We start from the raw sequence: 15,233 nt of genomic DNA on the forward strand, positions 1-15,233 counted from the left end.
CCCGTCCGGCTTTTCGGACTCCGTTCTTCTTCGCTACGCGCCCCATGAATTCCGTCACCGTTCCCCCGCCCGCGCTGACGCGCGGGATGACGCTGCTGTTCGCGTGCGCCTGCGGCATCGTCATCGGCAACCTCTACTATTCGCAGCCGCTTCTCGCGGCGATCGCATCGAGCTTCGGGCGCAAGCCGGCCGAGCTCGGCTATCTCGTCACGCTGACGCAGCTCGGTTACGCGGCGAGCCTGCTCGTCGTCGTGCCGCTCGGCGACGTCGTCAATCGCCACGCGCTGATCGTGCGGCTGCTGGGCGCGAACGTCGTCGCGCTCGTCGCGGTCGCATCGAGCACGAGCTACGGCTTTTTCATCGCGGCGAACGTGTGCGTCGGCTTCGTCACGTGCTCGACGCAGTTGCTCGTGCCGTTCGCCGCGTCGCTCGCCGACGACGCATCGCGCGGCCGCGCGGTCGGCACCGTGATGAGCGGCCTCTTGCTCGGCATCCTGCTCGCGCGCGTCGTATCCGGCGCGATCGCCGACTGGCTCGGCTGGCGCGCCGTCTATGCGATCGCGGCGGCGCTCGTGCTCGCGCTCGCCGGCGTGCTCTCGACGAAACTGCCGAAGGATCGCCGCACCGCGCGCCTCGATTACCGAAAGCTGATGGGCTCGCTCGCGACGCTCGTGCGCAGCGAGCCGACGCTCGCGCTGCGCTCCGTCTACGGCGCGCTCGTGTTCGCGTGCTTCAGCCTGCTGTGGACGGGCCTCACGTTCCTCTTGAGCGCACCGCCCTATCGCTTCAGCGAAGGCGCGATCGGTCTGTTCGGCGTCGTCGGCGCGATGGGCGCGCTCGCGGCGGGCGCGGCGGGCCGGCTTGTCGACCGCGGCCACGCCCATGCGGCGACGGGCCTCTTCGCAGCCGCCGTGCTCGTATCGTTCGCGTTCATCGCGGCGGGCGCGCAGTCGCTCGTCGCGCTAGTGGCGGGCATTCTGCTGCTCGACGTCGGCGTGCAAGGGCTGCACATCTCGAACCAGAGCGTCATCTATGCGCTCGCCACCGACGCACGCAGCCGCGTCACGACCGTCTATCTGACGAGCTACTTCATCGGCGGCGCGCTTGGCTCGGCCGTCGCGAGCGCCGCATACCGCTTCGACGGCTGGCGCGGCGTGTGCGCCGCGGGCGGCGCGCTGTCGAGCACGCTCGTCGCGCTGTGGTGCGTGACGCACGGCGTGCGCGCACGCCGCGCCGCACGCTGAAGCATGCCTCGGATACCGAAAACCACCACGCGAGCGCCGCGCGCGGACGACGCACGGAATCCGGGACGCAAAGGACACACACCGATTCCGCACGTTCACCGCGCGATTGCGGCGCCGATCAATCATAGTTCGTCTTCATGCTTGAAGCCGAACTTCCGCTTGACCTGGGCCGACACTTCCGTGACCGCATCCGTGCTGATCAACCGGATGCCGCGCTCGAGGTTGTACTCGATGAAACGCTGCAACGTGCGCTGCCCCCCGCCGCGAACCGCGGCGTTCGAGTATGGCGTACGCAGGCTGTCGGGATTGGACACGCTGTAAGGAATCGACGCTTCGCGAACGTCCGTGTTGACGTTACCCATCAAGATCGAAACGGGCCGGTTCTGGTAGCGCGCGATGACGATCACGGTACCGGGATTGCGCTCGTCGAGCTCGTCGCTCATCGACGAGGCGATCGTCCGTCCGGACCTGAGCAGTGCGCCAGCGCCGATCGGCGTATTCGAAATGGCGATAGGGCCGCTCGAATCGCTGGAGTCGCTGTCGGAAGACGAGTTGGAATCGGAATCCGACGGATACCACTGCGACAGCGTGCTTTGCACTTCGGCGATCTGCGACGGGCTCGGATTCGGCAGCACGTCGACCGCAAAGGACGCGTTGCCCTGCACCCATTGGTTGCCGGCCCGGATTCGCGGCCTGACCTCCGGATGAAGTTGCCGGAAGCGTTCGAGCGTCAGATCGGCGAGATTCAGCTCGAACTGGCCGACCGCCCTCGTCGCTTGTCCCGAGGTGGACGGCTCCGGGACGGGCGGCAACGTGTCGTTGGCCGAATTGGCGTCGACCGTGCCGACCTCGGTGCTGGCGAAGCTGATGGTCGAAGCGTTCAGCCTGGACGCATCGTGAAATGCGCGACTGATGCGCGCCATATTCTCTCTCGTCCGGGCCTGCACGGCGTTGACCGCGCTGACGAGTTGCTGCTCGGCAAGCGAATTCGCACCGGCGAGGCCGCTCGATCCGGTGTTCACGACATTCTGGATGATGCGATCGAAGTGCGCACGATCGAAATCGTAGTGGTTCAGAATCAGGTACGGCGTAATGACGTCCATCACCATGAACACGCAGTCGGACGTTTCCGGCCCGCGCGGCTTGCGGGACGAGAACGCGAACTGCAGCGGCGCCTTGCACGCGATGCTCGCCGCATAGCCGGCGTAAGGATTCTTGCTGCCGACCGAGGTCAGGCTGTGAAGCCGCCATTCCAGGCCTGCCGCGACGGGCGCAGGGCTCGCCGCGACCTTCTTGAGCGGCCGATCGCCGTCAAAATGAGAAAGCGCGCTCTTGATGAGGTCGCACGGCCGGTTCAACACGTAATTGGCGATCGCGAGGATCGGCAGCACGCATTCCAGTTGATAGGTATGGACGGAGCGTCGCGCGCGCAGGTCTTCGTTTGCCCGGGTGGCGAAGGACACGCGTTCGATCGTCAGTGGGCCACCAAATTGCGGACGATTGGTGACGCGAACCTGGTCGGACGCGTCGCTTGCCGCCGGGTCGTCTTCCGCCCGCGAAGGCAGCCTGTAGATCGGGCTGCCGTCGACGAAGTTGTGGTTACGATCGGTCTCCACCACCTGCAGCGCAGCGCCGTGGCCCGGCGTCAATTCGAACGCGACGGACACGAACGCCGTCTTGTCGCTCAACCGGTTAGAGTACAACACGGTCATTTTCTTGGGTGTGGTGCGGCTTTGCTGAACGATGGTCGCCGTGCCGTCCACGAACGACGCAATCAGGTGTTCGTTCAATTCGGTCGAATACACCCGATTCCTGCTGCCTTCGAAAGTCAGATGGAAACTCCGGATTTCGTCCGGCTTTTGCGCGCGTCCGTATATCTTGTCGATATTGAAATACTTGAATTCGTTTACCCGGCGATCGGCCAGCTCGCCGCTCGCGGCCTGTGCCAGACTTACGCTCGGGAAATAGCACAGCCAGGAGACGAGCATGCAAGCGAGAATCGGGCGTCCGATTCGCCGGAGCAGCGCCGTTCCGTTAGCGGGCCGACTCCGTGCGACCGGGTCCGCCGCGATGTCAGCGCATCCGGCTGCCGGAGCGATCCACCAGCCTGCGCCGTTCATACGGCGTGCGCCGCCCGCCGACGCCCGAGCGTTTGCGCCGCGGCCGGTCGCTTGGCGTTTCTCGGACCGAATCAATTTGTCCAGTACCGCGGGAAAACCGGTAATCCGGCGCATTCGGAACTGCCGGACGACACGTCCGTTGAAAGGACTTTGGGTCATACGGGTTACCTCCTTCGTTGGTCGGTTCAACCTTCGGACACGTCATGTCCGTACATAGGCACCCGATCCTAGCAAAGGCCGATTAACTCGCCTTTTGAAATAAAACTCGATTTTCGTATTTTTATTAAAATATTAACCATCAACCCGGAAGGGGGATGTGTCGAAAATATTTTGACGGAGCGGATTGCGAAATGCGGCGGGTGCGAGCCCGGCAAGACGGACGCCGACGGCAGCACCGCCATTGCCGCCGCGCGGGATATGAGAACCGGCCACCCCATGCCTCTTCATCATCGAGGCGTGCATTGCCGTCGCGCCCGATGCGGTGCCGTCCGATAAAAAAGCCGCGCCGATGAATCATCATCGGCGCGGCCCGATCCTGCCTGGCGCTGCCGTGCCCAGCCCCGGCACATAGCAACGCGCGTCGGCTCGACCTGTTACTTCGCGTTCGCGAGCGCGATCGCCGTATCCAGCATGCGGTTCGAGAAGCCCCACTCGTTGTCGTACCAGCTCGACACCTTCACGAGACGGCCCGACACCTTCGTCAGCGTCGCGTCGAACGTCGACGAAGCCGGGTTGTGGTTGAAGTCGATCGACACGAGCGGCGCGTCGTTGTAGCCGAGGATGCCCGCGAGCGCGCCTTGCGACGCTTCCTTCATGATCGCGTTGACTTCCTCGACCGTCGTATCGCGCTTCGCGATGAACGACAGGTCGACGACCGACACATTGATGGTCGGCACGCGAATCGCGTAGCCGTCGAGCTTGCCGTTCAGCTCCGGCAGCACGAGGCCGACGGCCGCCGCCGCGCCCGTCTTCGTCGGGATCTGGCTGTGCGTGGCCGAGCGCGCGCGGCGCAGGTCTTCGTGATAGACGTCCGTCAGCACCTGGTCGTTCGTGTACGCGTGGATCGTCGTCATCAGGCCGGTTTCGAGGCCGATCTTGTCGTTCAGCGGCTTGACGAGCGGCGCGAGGCAGTTCGTCGTGCACGATGCGTTCGAGATCACCGTGTGCTCGGCCTTCAGCACATTGTGGTTCACGCCGTAGACGATCGTCGCGTCGACGTCCTTGCCGCCCGGCGCCGAGATGATCACCTTCTTCGCGCCGCCCTTCAGGTGCGCGCTCGCCTTTTCCTTCGTCGTGAAGAAGCCCGTGCATTCCAGCACGACGTCGACGCCCAGCTCGCCCCACGGCAGTTCGGCCGGATTGCGGTTCGCGAGCACGCGGATCTTGTCGCCGTTCACGACGAGGTAGTCGCCGTCCACCGACACTTCGCCCGGGAACTTGCCGTGCGCGGTGTCGTACTGCGTCAGGTGCGCGTTGGTCTTCGCGTCGCCCAGATCGTTGATCGCAACGATCTCGAGATCGTGCTTCTTGCCGTTTTCGTAGAAAGCGCGCAGCGTGTTGCGGCCGATGCGGCCGTAACCGTTGATTGCAACGCGAATCGTCATGATGTATCTCCTGATGGCTGAAAAAATACTTCGTGCAGCTTCACGCGCGCCCGGCCGGCGCGGGGCACGGCCGCCCGGGCGTCGATTGGGTTACGCGAGCACCGCCTTCGACGTTTCGACCACGTGCTCGACGGTGAAGCCGAAATGCTTGAACAACACGCCAGCCGGAGCCGACTCGCCGAACGTGTCGATGCCGACCACGCCGCCTTCGAGGCCCACGTACTTGCGCCAGAATCCGGTGACGCCCGCTTCGATCGCGACGCGGCGCACGCCGTGCGGCAGCACGCGCTCGCGGTATTCGGCGTCCTGCCGGTCGAACACCGTCGTCGACGGCATCGACACGACGCGCGCGGCGATCCCTTGCCGCGCGAGCGGCTCGACCGCCTTCATCGCGAGCTCGACTTCCGAGCCCGTCGCGATCAGGATGATCTTGCGCGCGACGATCTCTTCGTCCCAGTCGCGCAGCACATAGCCGCCCTTCTCGACGTTCGCGATCTGCGCGTCGGTGCGCGCGTTGAACGCGAGGTTCTGGCGGCTGAAGATCAGGCACGACGGATGCTGATGCGAGACCGCGTGGGTCCACGCGACGGCCGTCTCGACCGTGTCGGCCGGACGCCAGACGTCGAGGTTCGGGATGAGCCGCAGGCTCGCGACGTGCTCGATCGACTGGTGCGTCGGGCCGTCCTCGCCGAGGCCGATCGAATCGTGCGTGAACACATAGATCGACGGCACCTTCATCAGCGCGGCGACGCGCAGCGCGTTGCGGCTGTAATCGGAGAACGTCAGGAACGTGCCGCCGAACGGCTTGTAGCCGCCGTGCAGCACGAGGCCGTTGATCGCGGCGCTCATGCCGAACTCGCGCACGCCATAGTTGATGTGGTTGCCCCACTGGACGCCCGGGCCGTCCGCATTCGCGCGCACCGCCTTCGACGCTTTCCAGTTCGTGAGGTTCGAGCCCGTCAGGTCGGCCGAACCGCCGAGCAGCTCGGGCAGCATCGCCGCCAGCCCCTCGATCGTCTGCTGCGACGCCTTGCGGGTCGCGACCGTCTCGCCGCGCTCGTTCGCGCCCGCGACGATCGCCGCGGCCTTCGCGGCCCAGTCGGCCGGCAGCTTGCCCGTCATCCGGCGCTCGAACTCGGCCGCCTCGGTCGGATACTTCGCGCGATATTGCGCGAACGCCGCGTTCCAGTCGTCTTCGCTGCGCTTGCCCGCTTCCTTCGCGTCCCATGCCGCGTAGACTTCCTGCGGGATCACGAACGGCTCCCACTTCCAGCCGAGCACCTCGCGCGTCTTCGCGATTTCTTCCGCGCCGAGCGGCGCGCCGTGCACGTCGTGGCCGCCCGCCTTCGTCGCCGCGCCGTTGCCGATGCGCGTCTTGCAGCAGATGAGGGTCGGCTTGTCCGATTGCTTCGCCTTCGCGATCGCCGCGTCGATCGCGTCGACGTCATGGCCGTGCACGTTCGGAATCACGTTCCAGCCATACGCCTCGAAGCGCTTCGGCGTGTCGTCGTTGAACCAGTTGACGACGTCGCCGTCGATCGAGATGCCGTTGTCGTCGTAGAGCGCGATCAGCTTGTTCAGCTTCAGCGTGCCCGCGAGCGAGCACGCCTCGTGCGAGATGCCTTCCATCAGGCAGCCGTCGCCGAGGAACACGTACGTGTGGTGATCGACGATCTTCGCGCCGTCGCGGTTGAACTCGGCGGCCATCAGCGCTTCGCCGAGCGCCATGCCGACCGCGTTCGCGAGACCCTGCCCGAGCGGGCCCGTCGTCGTCTCGACGCCCGGCGTGATCCCGTATTCCGGGTGGCCCGGCGTCTTCGAGTGCAGTTGGCGGAAGTTCTTCAGCTCGTCGATCGGCAGCGCGTAGCCCGTCAGATGCAGCAGCGCGTACAGCAGCATCGAGCCGTGGCCGTTCGACAGCACGAAGCGGTCGCGGTCGGCCCAGTGCGGGTTCGTCGGGTTGTGTTTCAGGTGGCGCGACCACAGCGCGACGCCGATCTCGGCCATGCCCATCGGCATGCCGGGGTGGCCGGAGTTCGCTTGCTGAACGGCGTCCATTGCGAGCGCACGAATCGCGTTGGCCATCAAAGTGGTGGGGGCGGGAGACGAAGTCGTCATGTCGAGTCCGGAGAACGAGTCGAGAAAACGGGGCGCGGGCGGCATCCGAAAGCTCGCGGACCAAACCGTTCCCGGCGCGCGGTGCGGCGCCGGCAGGACGCGAAGCGGACGAGCAAACGGACGAGGCTGCAAAGCTCGTCATTTTAGCAGATGCCCTCCGCGCGGGCCTTGTCGGAAACCGCCCGGCCGCGCGGTTTCTCGCGCGTCTTCCCACCCTCTATAATTCTCACCATCGGAACCGCCCCGCCAGCCGCGCCCGCCGCCTTGAGCTCCACCCTCCTCTTCCATCCGACCCCCGACGTCGCCTACGGCTTTCCGAACGCCCGGCGGCTCGCGCGCGTCGCGTCCGATCATCAGGCGATCGAGGTCTGGGAAACGGCGCTGCTCGGGCGCCTCTTCACGCTCGACGGCCGACCGATGACGTCGGTCGGCGACGAATTCGTGTACCACGAGTGCATGACGCATCCGGCCGCGCTCGCGCATCCGGCGCCGAGAAAAGCGCTCGTGCTGGGCGGCGGCGACGGCGGCGCCGCGCGCCAGTTGCTCAAGCATCCGTGCATCGAGCGGATCGTCGTCGCGGAGCTCGATCCGGCCGTAGTCGAGATGGCGCGCCGCTTTCTCGGCGACGTCCACCAGGGCGCGCTCGACGATCCGCGCGTCGAGCTCGTGATCGGCGACGCCGCACGCTTCGTCGATCACGCGTGCGAGCACTTCGACCTCGCCGTGTTCGACCTGACGCCGCCCGACTCGCCCGCCGCAAGCCTCTACACGCCCGAGTTCTACGCTCGCCTGAAGCGCATCCTGACGCCGCAAGGCGCGGTCTCGCTGCACCTCGGCTCGCCGCTCTTTCACGAGGCGCGCATCGTCTCGCTGCTCGCCGGGCTGCATGCGTGCTTCGCCGTGGTCGCGCCGCTTTGCGCGCACGTGCCGCTGTACGGCTCGCCGTGGCTGATGGCGATCGCGAGCGACGCGCTCGACGCGGCGTCGCTGTTCTCGCACGACGTCGACGAGCGGCTCGCCGTGCGGCGCATCGGCGGATTGCGCTTCTACGACGCGAAGCTGCATCCCGCGCTCTTCACGCTGCCGCGCACGCTGCGCGATACTCTCGGCATGCATCGCTAAGTTCGGCGAAGCATTCGCCTTTTCCCCGCAGGAGAACCCGCATGACCGACCCACGGCCGGCCGACGTGCCCTGGTTGACCCCTTACCTGACGGTGCGCAGCGCGCACGTGTCGATTCAGTTCTTTGGCGACGCATTCGGCTTCGAAAAGCGCGAGTTGATCGACGAAGACGGCGCGATCATGCACGTCGAGATGTCGTACCGCGGCCAGCTGATCGTGATGTTCGCGCCCGAGGGCGCGTTCGGCTCGACGGCCCGCACGCCGAGGAGCGCGGGCGCGATCGCGCCGCAGTCGTTCTATCTGTACGTCGACGACGTCGACGCGACCTATCGTCGCGCGCTCGACGCCGGCGCGAAATCGCTGAGCGCGCCGCAAGACCAGTTCTGGGGCGATCGCTTCGCGCAGATCGAGGATCTCGATGGTTATCGCTGGGCGCTCGCGCGGCGGATCGCGGCATGAGCGGCGGCGCCACGACCGCGGCGGTGCCGCGCTTCTTCGTCGACGCGGCGTTGCGGGCCGACGCCATGCTCCCGTTGCCGGCCGACGTCGCGCGGCACGCGCAGGTGCTGCGGCTGCAGCCGGGCGACGCGCTCGCGCTGTTCGACGGCACGGGCGGCCAGTACCACGCGCGCCTCGTCGAGATCGACAAGCGCGGCGCGCTCGCCCGGATCGACGCGTTCGAGCCGGCGGAAGCGGAGCCGCCGTACCACGTCACGCTCGCGCAGGGCATCGCCGGCGGCGACAAGATGGATTGGGTGATCGAAAAGGCGGTCGAGCTCGGCGTTTCGGCGGTCGCGCCGCTGTCGACCGCGCGCGGCGTGGTGAGGCTGTCGGGCGAGCGCGCGGACAAGCGCGTCTCCCACTGGCGCGGCGTCGTGCGCGCGTCGTGCGAACAATGCGGCCGCAATCGCGTGCCGGACGTCACGCCGGTGCGCGGCTTCGACGCATGGCTCGACGCGCTGCCGCCCGCGCCGGCCGACGGCGAGTTGCGTTTGCTGCTGTCGCCGCGCGCGAGCATGGCGTTCGCGTCGTTGCCCGAGGTGCCGCCCGCCGGCGGCGTCACGTTGCTGATCGGCCCGGAAGGCGGGCTGTCGCCCGACGAGGAACTGGCCGCGCGCGCACGCGGCTTCGCCGCGCTGTCGCTCGGCCCGCGCGTGCTGCGCACCGAGACGGCAGGCGCGGCGGTGCTCGCCGCGCTCGCGGCGCGCTGGGGCGGATGGTGACGCGCGGCCACCTGCCGACACGCGTCGGTCGGCCGCGGGCGAAGGCGGAGCGACGGCCGCGATGACGGGGCCGAACGGCGCGTCGACCACCGGTCACCACAACCCACAGGGCGATCGGTCGCCCACCCCTATCGGTCCGTGCCGCGGATTTCCACCTTGCCCGTCACGCGCCGGCGCAGCGGCGCCTCGTCGATCATGAGAAATGATGCGCAATGAAAGGCCGCCGTCAGGCGAACGCGCGCCCGCTGCCCGCCTGCCGAGGCCGCAAACGCAAAAAGCCCGCGCGAAGGCGGGCTTTCCGGCGGGCCGTGCGGTCCGGAATTACGCGAAGGAGTAGAAGACGCGGAACGCGACCTTGCGCTCGGCCCAGAATTCCGCCGCTTCGCGGAACACGTCGAGCAGCGTCTCGCGCCCTTCCTTGTCGAACTTGTGCGCGATCGGCAGCGCCTCGAGCACGATCACGAAGCCGGGCTGCGCGCCCGCCTTGTGGACGAGGTCCGTCAGGCAGTCGTACAGCGCGTCGTAGTTTTTGCCGAAGTGCTTCGGAAACAGGAACGACGTCGCGATCGTCTCCAGCACTTCCTGCTTCGATTGGGCATTCCCGCAGTACGCATACAGGAAATGCTGGCCGAGCTGATTCGCTTCGTCGGCAAGATCCTGCACGCGGAATGCACGGATCGACTGCACGAGATTCGGTCGCACGGTCGCAAAAAGGCTCATAGGCTCCTCGATGGATGAAAGCCCGGGGCTGGCCGCGCCGTCAGGCGCGCCGCCGGCGTGCGCCGCCATGCGCATCTGCATGACGCGCTGGAAGAGGTTGCCGTCGCCGGCCGCGAACAGATCCGCCGCAGCCGACATGTCGCGCGCGTAAATGTTGTCGCTCATGCCGCTCATCCCGAAGTCAATCAACGATACGTTTGAAACTGTTGTAGTGGTCGTCGGTGTAATAACAATTGTCGACGCGCCTCAAGGCACCGCCGCAAACGATGCGCCGCGCGCCGCGATTGCGGGCCCGCGGGGTCGGCACGGTGTACTCGTGGTAATAACCGCGCCGCATCTTCGGCAATATCCGTTCGAAATTGCCGAATACCGCGCCGTCTTTCTCGTACGGATAGGGGCCGCCCGCGGCGATCAGGCTCAGCGTGGTCACGGCTTCGCGCGGCAATCGGGATGCGGGGACCGTGTCGGTCTGCGCCGCCCCATTTACAGCGGCGGCTTCCCGTGCGTATGCGGCGGAAACCAGACTGCCCGGCGAAACGCCGATATTGCCCATCGCGACGATCGCGAAGACGGACGCGAGCGCGCCGTTGCGGAGCCACTTGCGTGCCATAAACGAGGGTTCCCGCTGTTAAATCAATAAGTTGACGACCAAGAAAGGCGTAAGCGTAGCGCTAATGCACGCGGGAATCAATGCTCGTTAGGGAAATGAAAGGACAGAATAGTCCTCGTCGGCACTATTTCTATCTTTTATAGGATAGAAATAGCTCCAATGAGGTAAAATTGCCTCGACGGCGTCAGCTGCGGCGGGTTTCTGCCTCCTCGCCGCCTCTTGCGGCCCAAGGGTGGCGTCGTCGGCTTCGGGAAGGCGCTTATCTCCGCCATGCCCGACGGCGCGCCCGCAATGGGCGCGCCGCTTTTTTATCGGCCGCTAACTTCGTTCAACGCACCGCGTTCACGTCGGCAACCAGCAGCGCCGTCATGTTGACGATCCGGCGCACGGTCGCCGATTCGGTCAGCACGTGCACAGGCTGTGCGGCGCCGAGCAGGATCGGCCCGATCGCGATGTTGTTGCCCGCGGCCGTCTTCAGCAGGTTGTATGCGATGTTCGCCGCGTCGATGTTCGGCAGCACGAGCAGGTTCGCCTCGCCCTCGAGGGTCGATTCCGGCAGGATTTCCTTGCGCAGCGCCGCGTCGAGCGCGACGTCGCCGTGCATCTCGCCGTCGACGTGCAGCTGCGACGCGCGTTCGTGCAGGATCGCGAGCGTATCGCGCATCTTCTGCGCGGAAGGCGCGTTGCTCGTGCCGAAGTTCGAGTGCGACAGCAGCGCGACCTTCGGCTCGATGCCGAAGCGGCGCACTTCCTCGGCCGCCATGATCGTGATCTCGGCGAGCTGCGCCGGGGTCGGATCGACGTTCACGTGCGTATCGACGAGGAAAATCTGGCGGCCCGGCAGCACGAGCGCGTTCATCGCGCCGTACACGCTGCAGCCTTGGCGCTTGCCGATCACCTGGTCGATGAAGTGCAGATGGCGGTGCGTCGTGCTGATCGTGCCGCAGATCATCCCGTCCGCCTCACCCTTCTTGACGAGCATCGAGCCGATCAGCGTCGTGCGGCGGCGCATCTCCACCCGCGCGAGCTGCTCGCTGATCCCCTTGCGGGCCATCATCTTGAAGTAGGTCTGCCAGAAATCGCGGTAGCGCTCGTCGTGTTCGGTGTTGACGATCGTGAAATCGACGCCCGGCGTGAGGCGCAGCCCGTAGCGCTGTATCCGGTGCTCGATCACGCCCGGCCGGCCGATCAGGATCGGTTTCGCGAGCTTCTCGTCGACGACGATCTGCACGGCGCGCAGCACGCGCTCTTCCTCGCCTTCCGCGAACACGACCCGCTTCTTCTCGGCAGGCGCGCCGCGCGCGATCTGGAACACCGGCTTCATCGTCGTGCCGCTGTGGTAGACGAACTGCTGCAGGTGAACCTTGTATGCGTCCATGTCCTCGATCGGGCGCGTCGCGACGCCGCCGTCCATCGCCGCCTGCGCGACGGCGGGCGCGATCTTCACGATGAGGCGCGGATCGAACGGCTTCGGAATCAGATATTCGGGGCCGAACGACAGATCCTGGATGCCGTACGCGGTCGCGACGATGTCGCTTTGCTCCTGCTGCGCGAGCTCGGCGATCGCGTTGACGGCGGCGACCTCCATCTCGCGGGTGATCGTCGTCGCGCCGACGTCGAGCGCGCCGCGGAAGATGAACGGGAAGCAAAGGACGTTGTTGACCTGGTTCGGGTAGTCGGTGCGGCCCGTCGCGAGCACGGCGTCCGGGCGCGCTTCGAGCGCGACTTCCGGCAGGATTTCCGGCGTCGGATTCGCGAGCGCGAGAATCAGCGGGCGTTCGCCCATCGTCTTCACCATGTCGGCCTTCAGCACGCCGGCCGCCGACAGGCCGAGGAAGATGTCCGCGCCGCCGATCACCTCCGACAGCGTGCGCGCGTCGGTTTCGCGCGCGAAACGCTCCTTGTCCGGGTCCATCAGCTCGGTGCGGCCCTTGTAGACGACGCCTGCCAGATCCGTGACCGTGATGTGCTCGAGCGGCAGGCCGAGATCGACGAGCAGGTCGAGGCACGCGAGCGCCGCGGCGCCCGCGCCCGACGCGACGAGCTTCACTTCCTTGATGCTCTTGCCGACGACCTTCAGCCCGTTCGTGACCGCCGCCGCGACGACGATCGCGGTGCCGTGCTGGTCGTCGTGGAACACCGGAATCTTCATCCGCTTGCGGCATTCGCGCTCGACGATGAAGCAGTCCGGCGCCTTGATGTCCTCGAGATTGATCCCGCCGAACGTCGGCTCGAGCGCGGCGATCACGTCGACGAGCTTGTGCGGATCGGACTCGTTGAGCTCGATGTCGAACACGTCGATCCCGGCGAACTTCTTGAACAGGACCGCCTTGCCCTCCATCACCGGCTTCGACGCGAGCGGGCCGATGTTGCCGAGCCCGAGCACCGCCGTGCCGTTCGTCACGACGCCGACCAAGTTGCTGCGCGCGGTGAAGCGCGCGGCGTTCAGCGGATTCTCGACGATCTCCTCGCACGCGAACGCGACGCCCGGCGAATACGCAAGCGCGAGATCGCGCTGGTTGATCATCTGTTTGGTCGGCGCGATCGCGACTTTGCCCGGTGTCGGGAATTCGTGATAATCGAGAGCGGCTTCGCGGAGTTTTTCTTTGGACGAGGAGGAGGACGAGGTGGGCATGTGTCTCTACGGGGGGCTGCGGATTAGAATACCTGTTCGACGCATTGTAGCGCCAATCCCACACGTTAAATCGTCGTATTAGGGTTTGACAGCCGCGACCGAAACGCCATGAATCGGCCGCGCGCGGGCCGCCGCAGCGCCTGGCGCCCGCCCGAAGCGCCTTACAATGAGCGTCATCTCATTGCTCGGACATTCTCGCCCGTGGCCCAGACTCCCCTTTCGGAATTCTCGTTGATCGACCGCTTCTTCGCGCGCCGCGCGAAGGGGCCGCACGCGCGCGCCGCGCTCGGCATCGGCGACGATTGCGCGCTGCTTGCGCCACAACCGGGCAAGATGCTCGCGATTTCGACGGACATGCTGGTCGAGGGCCGGCACTTCCTCGCCGACGTCGATCCGCGCGCGCTGGGCCACAAGACGCTCGCCGTCAATTTGTCGGACCTCGCCGCGATGGGCGCCGCGCCGCGCGCGTTCACGCTCGCGTGCGCGCTGCCGCGCGCCGACGCCGACTGGCTCGACGCGTTCTCCGACGGCCTCTTCGCGCTCGCGGACCGCCATGGCTGCGAGCTGATCGGCGGCGACACGACGAGCGGCCCGCTCAATCTGTGCGTCACCGTGTTCGGCGACGTCGCCCCCGACGCGGCGCTGCGCCGCGACGCCGCGCGCGACGGCGACGACGTGTGGGTGTCCGGCACGCTCGGCGACGCGCGCGCCGGACTCGGCGTGATCCGCGGCGAATGGCGCGCGGGTGAGCACGAAGCGGCCGCGTTGCGCGCGGCGCTCGAGCGGCCGGAGCCGCGCGTCGCGCTCGGCATCGCGCTCGCGGGCATCGCGCACGCGGCGCTCGACGTGTCCGACGGCCTCGCGGGCGATCTTCCTCACATCCTCGCGCGCTCGAGCGTGCGCGCCGACGTGAACGTCGACGCGGTGCCGCGCTCGGCCGCGCTCGCGACGCTGCCCGCCGACGTGCAGCGCCGCTGCATGCTCGAGGGCGGCGACGACTACGAGCTGTGCTTCACGGCCGCGCCGTCCGCGCGCACCGCGATCGAGGCGGCCGGCGCGCGCGCGGGCGTGGCCGTCACGCGGATCGGTACAATACGCGGCTTGTCCGCGCCGACGGACGCGTGCGCCGTCACGTGGCGCGACGCGTCGGGCGCGCCGCTTTCGCTCACGCTGCACGGTTTCGATCATTTCCATGCCAACTGACCCGACGTCCCGTCCGGGCGACTCCGCCGGCCAGCCCGGCCCGGCGCCCTCAGCAGCCCCGTCTGCCGTGCCCTCGGCCGCGCCGCAGCAAGATTCGCAGGCGACCGCGCGCCGCCGCGCGACCGTGCGCTTCATGTTCTCGCACCCGGTGCATGTCGTCTCGCTCGGCTTCGGCAGCGGCCTCGCGCCGTTCATGCCCGGCACGTTCGGCACGCTGTTCGGCTGGCTCACGTTCGTCGCGCTGAACCGTTATCTCACGGTGCCCGAATGGTGGGCGCTCATCGTCGTCGGCTTCGTCGCCGGCATCTGGATGACGGGCTTCACCGCGAAGAAGATGGGCATCGCCGACCCGGGCCCCGCTGTCTGGGACGAGATCGTCGCGATCTGGCTCGTGATGCTGCTCGTCACGCCGGCGACGTTCGTCGAGCAATTGTGGGCGTTCGTCGTGTTCCGCTTCTTCGACATGGTGAAGCCGCCGCCCGTCCGCTACTTCGACCGGAATTTGAAAGGCGGCTTCGGCATCATGTTCGACGACCTGATCGCCGCGTTGATGACGCTCTTCGTGATCGCGCTGTGGCGCTCGTTCGTCCAGTGACGCGGCCCGATTCCCGCTCGTCCCCGTTCGCACCGGATCT

General features: G+C 66.9%; 12 protein-coding genes. 6 read left to right on the plus strand and 6 right to left on the minus strand.

Going from position 1 to position 15,233, the window contains the following annotated elements:
* The first annotated feature begins 44 nt into the window (after positions 1-44).
* A complete protein-coding gene (locus tag X946_RS26920) occupies positions 45-1,244 on the plus strand; it encodes an MFS transporter (protein ID WP_038754275.1) in 1,200 nt (399 codons plus the stop codon).
* Between the two features lie 122 nt (positions 1,245-1,366).
* On the opposite strand, the gene X946_RS26925 is transcribed toward X946_RS26920, so the two are convergent.
* The 3 genes from X946_RS26925 to tkt form a co-directional block, all read right to left on the minus strand.
* Positions 1,367-3,523: a hypothetical protein gene (locus X946_RS26925; protein WP_152611848.1), complete on the minus strand. Its 2,157-nt coding sequence runs from the start codon at positions 3,521-3,523 to the stop codon at positions 1,367-1,369.
* A gap of 434 nt (positions 3,524-3,957) precedes the next feature.
* A complete protein-coding gene (gap, locus tag X946_RS26930; RefSeq protein ID WP_038754281.1) occupies positions 3,958-4,968 on the minus strand; it encodes a type I glyceraldehyde-3-phosphate dehydrogenase in 1,011 nt (336 codons plus the stop codon).
* A gap of 90 nt (positions 4,969-5,058) precedes the next feature.
* On the minus strand, positions 5,059-7,131 hold the full coding sequence (gene tkt, locus X946_RS26935; protein WP_038754284.1) for a transketolase: 2,073 nt from the start codon (positions 7,129-7,131) through the stop codon (positions 5,059-5,061).
* Positions 7,132-7,350: 219 nt separating this feature from the next.
* Here tkt and speE point away from each other — a divergent pair, with 219 nt between their 5' ends.
* From speE to X946_RS26950, 3 genes are read left to right on the plus strand one after another with little or no spacing between them, the layout of a single operon-like run.
* Positions 7,351-8,208 (plus strand): polyamine aminopropyltransferase, encoded by an 858-nt coding sequence (gene speE, locus X946_RS26940; RefSeq protein ID WP_038754287.1) that lies wholly within the window; start codon positions 7,351-7,353, stop codon positions 8,206-8,208.
* A 41-nt stretch (positions 8,209-8,249) separates the two neighbouring features.
* Entirely contained in the window at positions 8,250-8,666 is a 417-nt protein-coding gene (locus X946_RS26945) for a VOC family protein (protein ID WP_038754290.1), read from the plus strand.
* Positions 8,663-9,430, plus strand: coding sequence for a 16S rRNA (uracil(1498)-N(3))-methyltransferase (locus X946_RS26950; RefSeq protein WP_038754293.1), 768 nt, complete (start codon positions 8,663-8,665; stop codon positions 9,428-9,430). Before X946_RS26945 ends, X946_RS26950 begins: the two co-directional genes overlap by 4 nt.
* A gap of 321 nt (positions 9,431-9,751) precedes the next feature.
* Here the strand turns inward: X946_RS26950 and X946_RS26955 are convergent, their stop codons facing one another.
* The 3 genes from X946_RS26955 to X946_RS26965 form a co-directional block, all read right to left on the minus strand.
* The gene (locus X946_RS26955) at positions 9,752-10,315 is read right to left on the minus strand and encodes a barstar family protein (RefSeq protein ID WP_038754531.1); all 564 of its coding nucleotides are present in this window, start codon (positions 10,313-10,315) and stop codon (positions 9,752-9,754) included.
* Between the two features lie 16 nt (positions 10,316-10,331).
* Positions 10,332-10,760, minus strand: a complete 429-nt coding sequence (locus X946_RS26960) for a ribonuclease (RefSeq protein ID WP_038754296.1) — start codon at positions 10,758-10,760, stop codon at positions 10,332-10,334.
* Positions 10,761-11,088: 328 nt separating this feature from the next.
* Entirely contained in the window at positions 11,089-13,395 is a 2,307-nt protein-coding gene (locus X946_RS26965; RefSeq protein WP_038754298.1) for an NADP-dependent malic enzyme, read from the minus strand.
* Positions 13,396-13,596: 201 nt separating this feature from the next.
* On the opposite strand from X946_RS26965, the gene thiL reads away from it, so the two are divergent.
* Together thiL and X946_RS26975 are read left to right on the plus strand one after the other, a co-directional pair.
* Positions 13,597-14,598, plus strand: a complete 1,002-nt coding sequence (gene thiL, locus X946_RS26970; protein ID WP_038754534.1) for a thiamine-phosphate kinase — start codon at positions 13,597-13,599, stop codon at positions 14,596-14,598.
* Entirely contained in the window at positions 14,588-15,193 is a 606-nt protein-coding gene (locus tag X946_RS26975; protein WP_038754301.1) for a phosphatidylglycerophosphatase A family protein, read from the plus strand. The genes thiL and X946_RS26975 overlap by 11 nt, the downstream gene beginning before the upstream one ends.
* Positions 15,194-15,233: the final 40 nt, after the last annotated feature.

Source organism: Burkholderia sp. ABCPW 111 (assembly GCF_000773065.1).
Classification (GTDB): Bacteria; Pseudomonadota; Gammaproteobacteria; order Burkholderiales; family Burkholderiaceae; genus Burkholderia; species Burkholderia savannae.

Excerpts from the sequence above, each read along its gene's own strand:
- gap (WP_038754281.1), bottom strand. The coding sequence starts at position 4,968 with ATGACGATTCGCGTTGCAATCAACGGTTACGGCCGCATCGGCCGCAAC.
- X946_RS26920 (WP_038754275.1), top strand. The coding sequence starts at position 45 with ATGAATTCCGTCACCGTTCCCCCGCCCGCGCTGACGCGCGGGATGACG.
- tkt (WP_038754284.1), bottom strand. The coding sequence starts at position 7,131 with ATGCCGCCCGCGCCCCGTTTTCTCGACTCGTTCTCCGGACTCGACATG.
- X946_RS26975 (WP_038754301.1), top strand. The coding sequence starts at position 14,588 with ATGCCAACTGACCCGACGTCCCGTCCGGGCGACTCCGCCGGCCAGCCC.
- X946_RS26950 (WP_038754293.1), top strand. The coding sequence starts at position 8,663 with ATGAGCGGCGGCGCCACGACCGCGGCGGTGCCGCGCTTCTTCGTCGAC.
- X946_RS26965 (WP_038754298.1), bottom strand. The coding sequence starts at position 13,395 with ATGCCCACCTCGTCCTCCTCCTCGTCCAAAGAAAAACTCCGCGAAGCC.
- X946_RS26945 (WP_038754290.1), top strand. The coding sequence starts at position 8,250 with ATGACCGACCCACGGCCGGCCGACGTGCCCTGGTTGACCCCTTACCTG.
- X946_RS26925 (WP_152611848.1), bottom strand. The coding sequence starts at position 3,523 with ATGACCCAAAGTCCTTTCAACGGACGTGTCGTCCGGCAGTTCCGAATG.
- X946_RS26960 (WP_038754296.1), bottom strand. The coding sequence starts at position 10,760 with ATGGCACGCAAGTGGCTCCGCAACGGCGCGCTCGCGTCCGTCTTCGCG.
- X946_RS26955 (WP_038754531.1), bottom strand. The coding sequence starts at position 10,315 with ATGAGCGACAACATTTACGCGCGCGACATGTCGGCTGCGGCGGATCTG.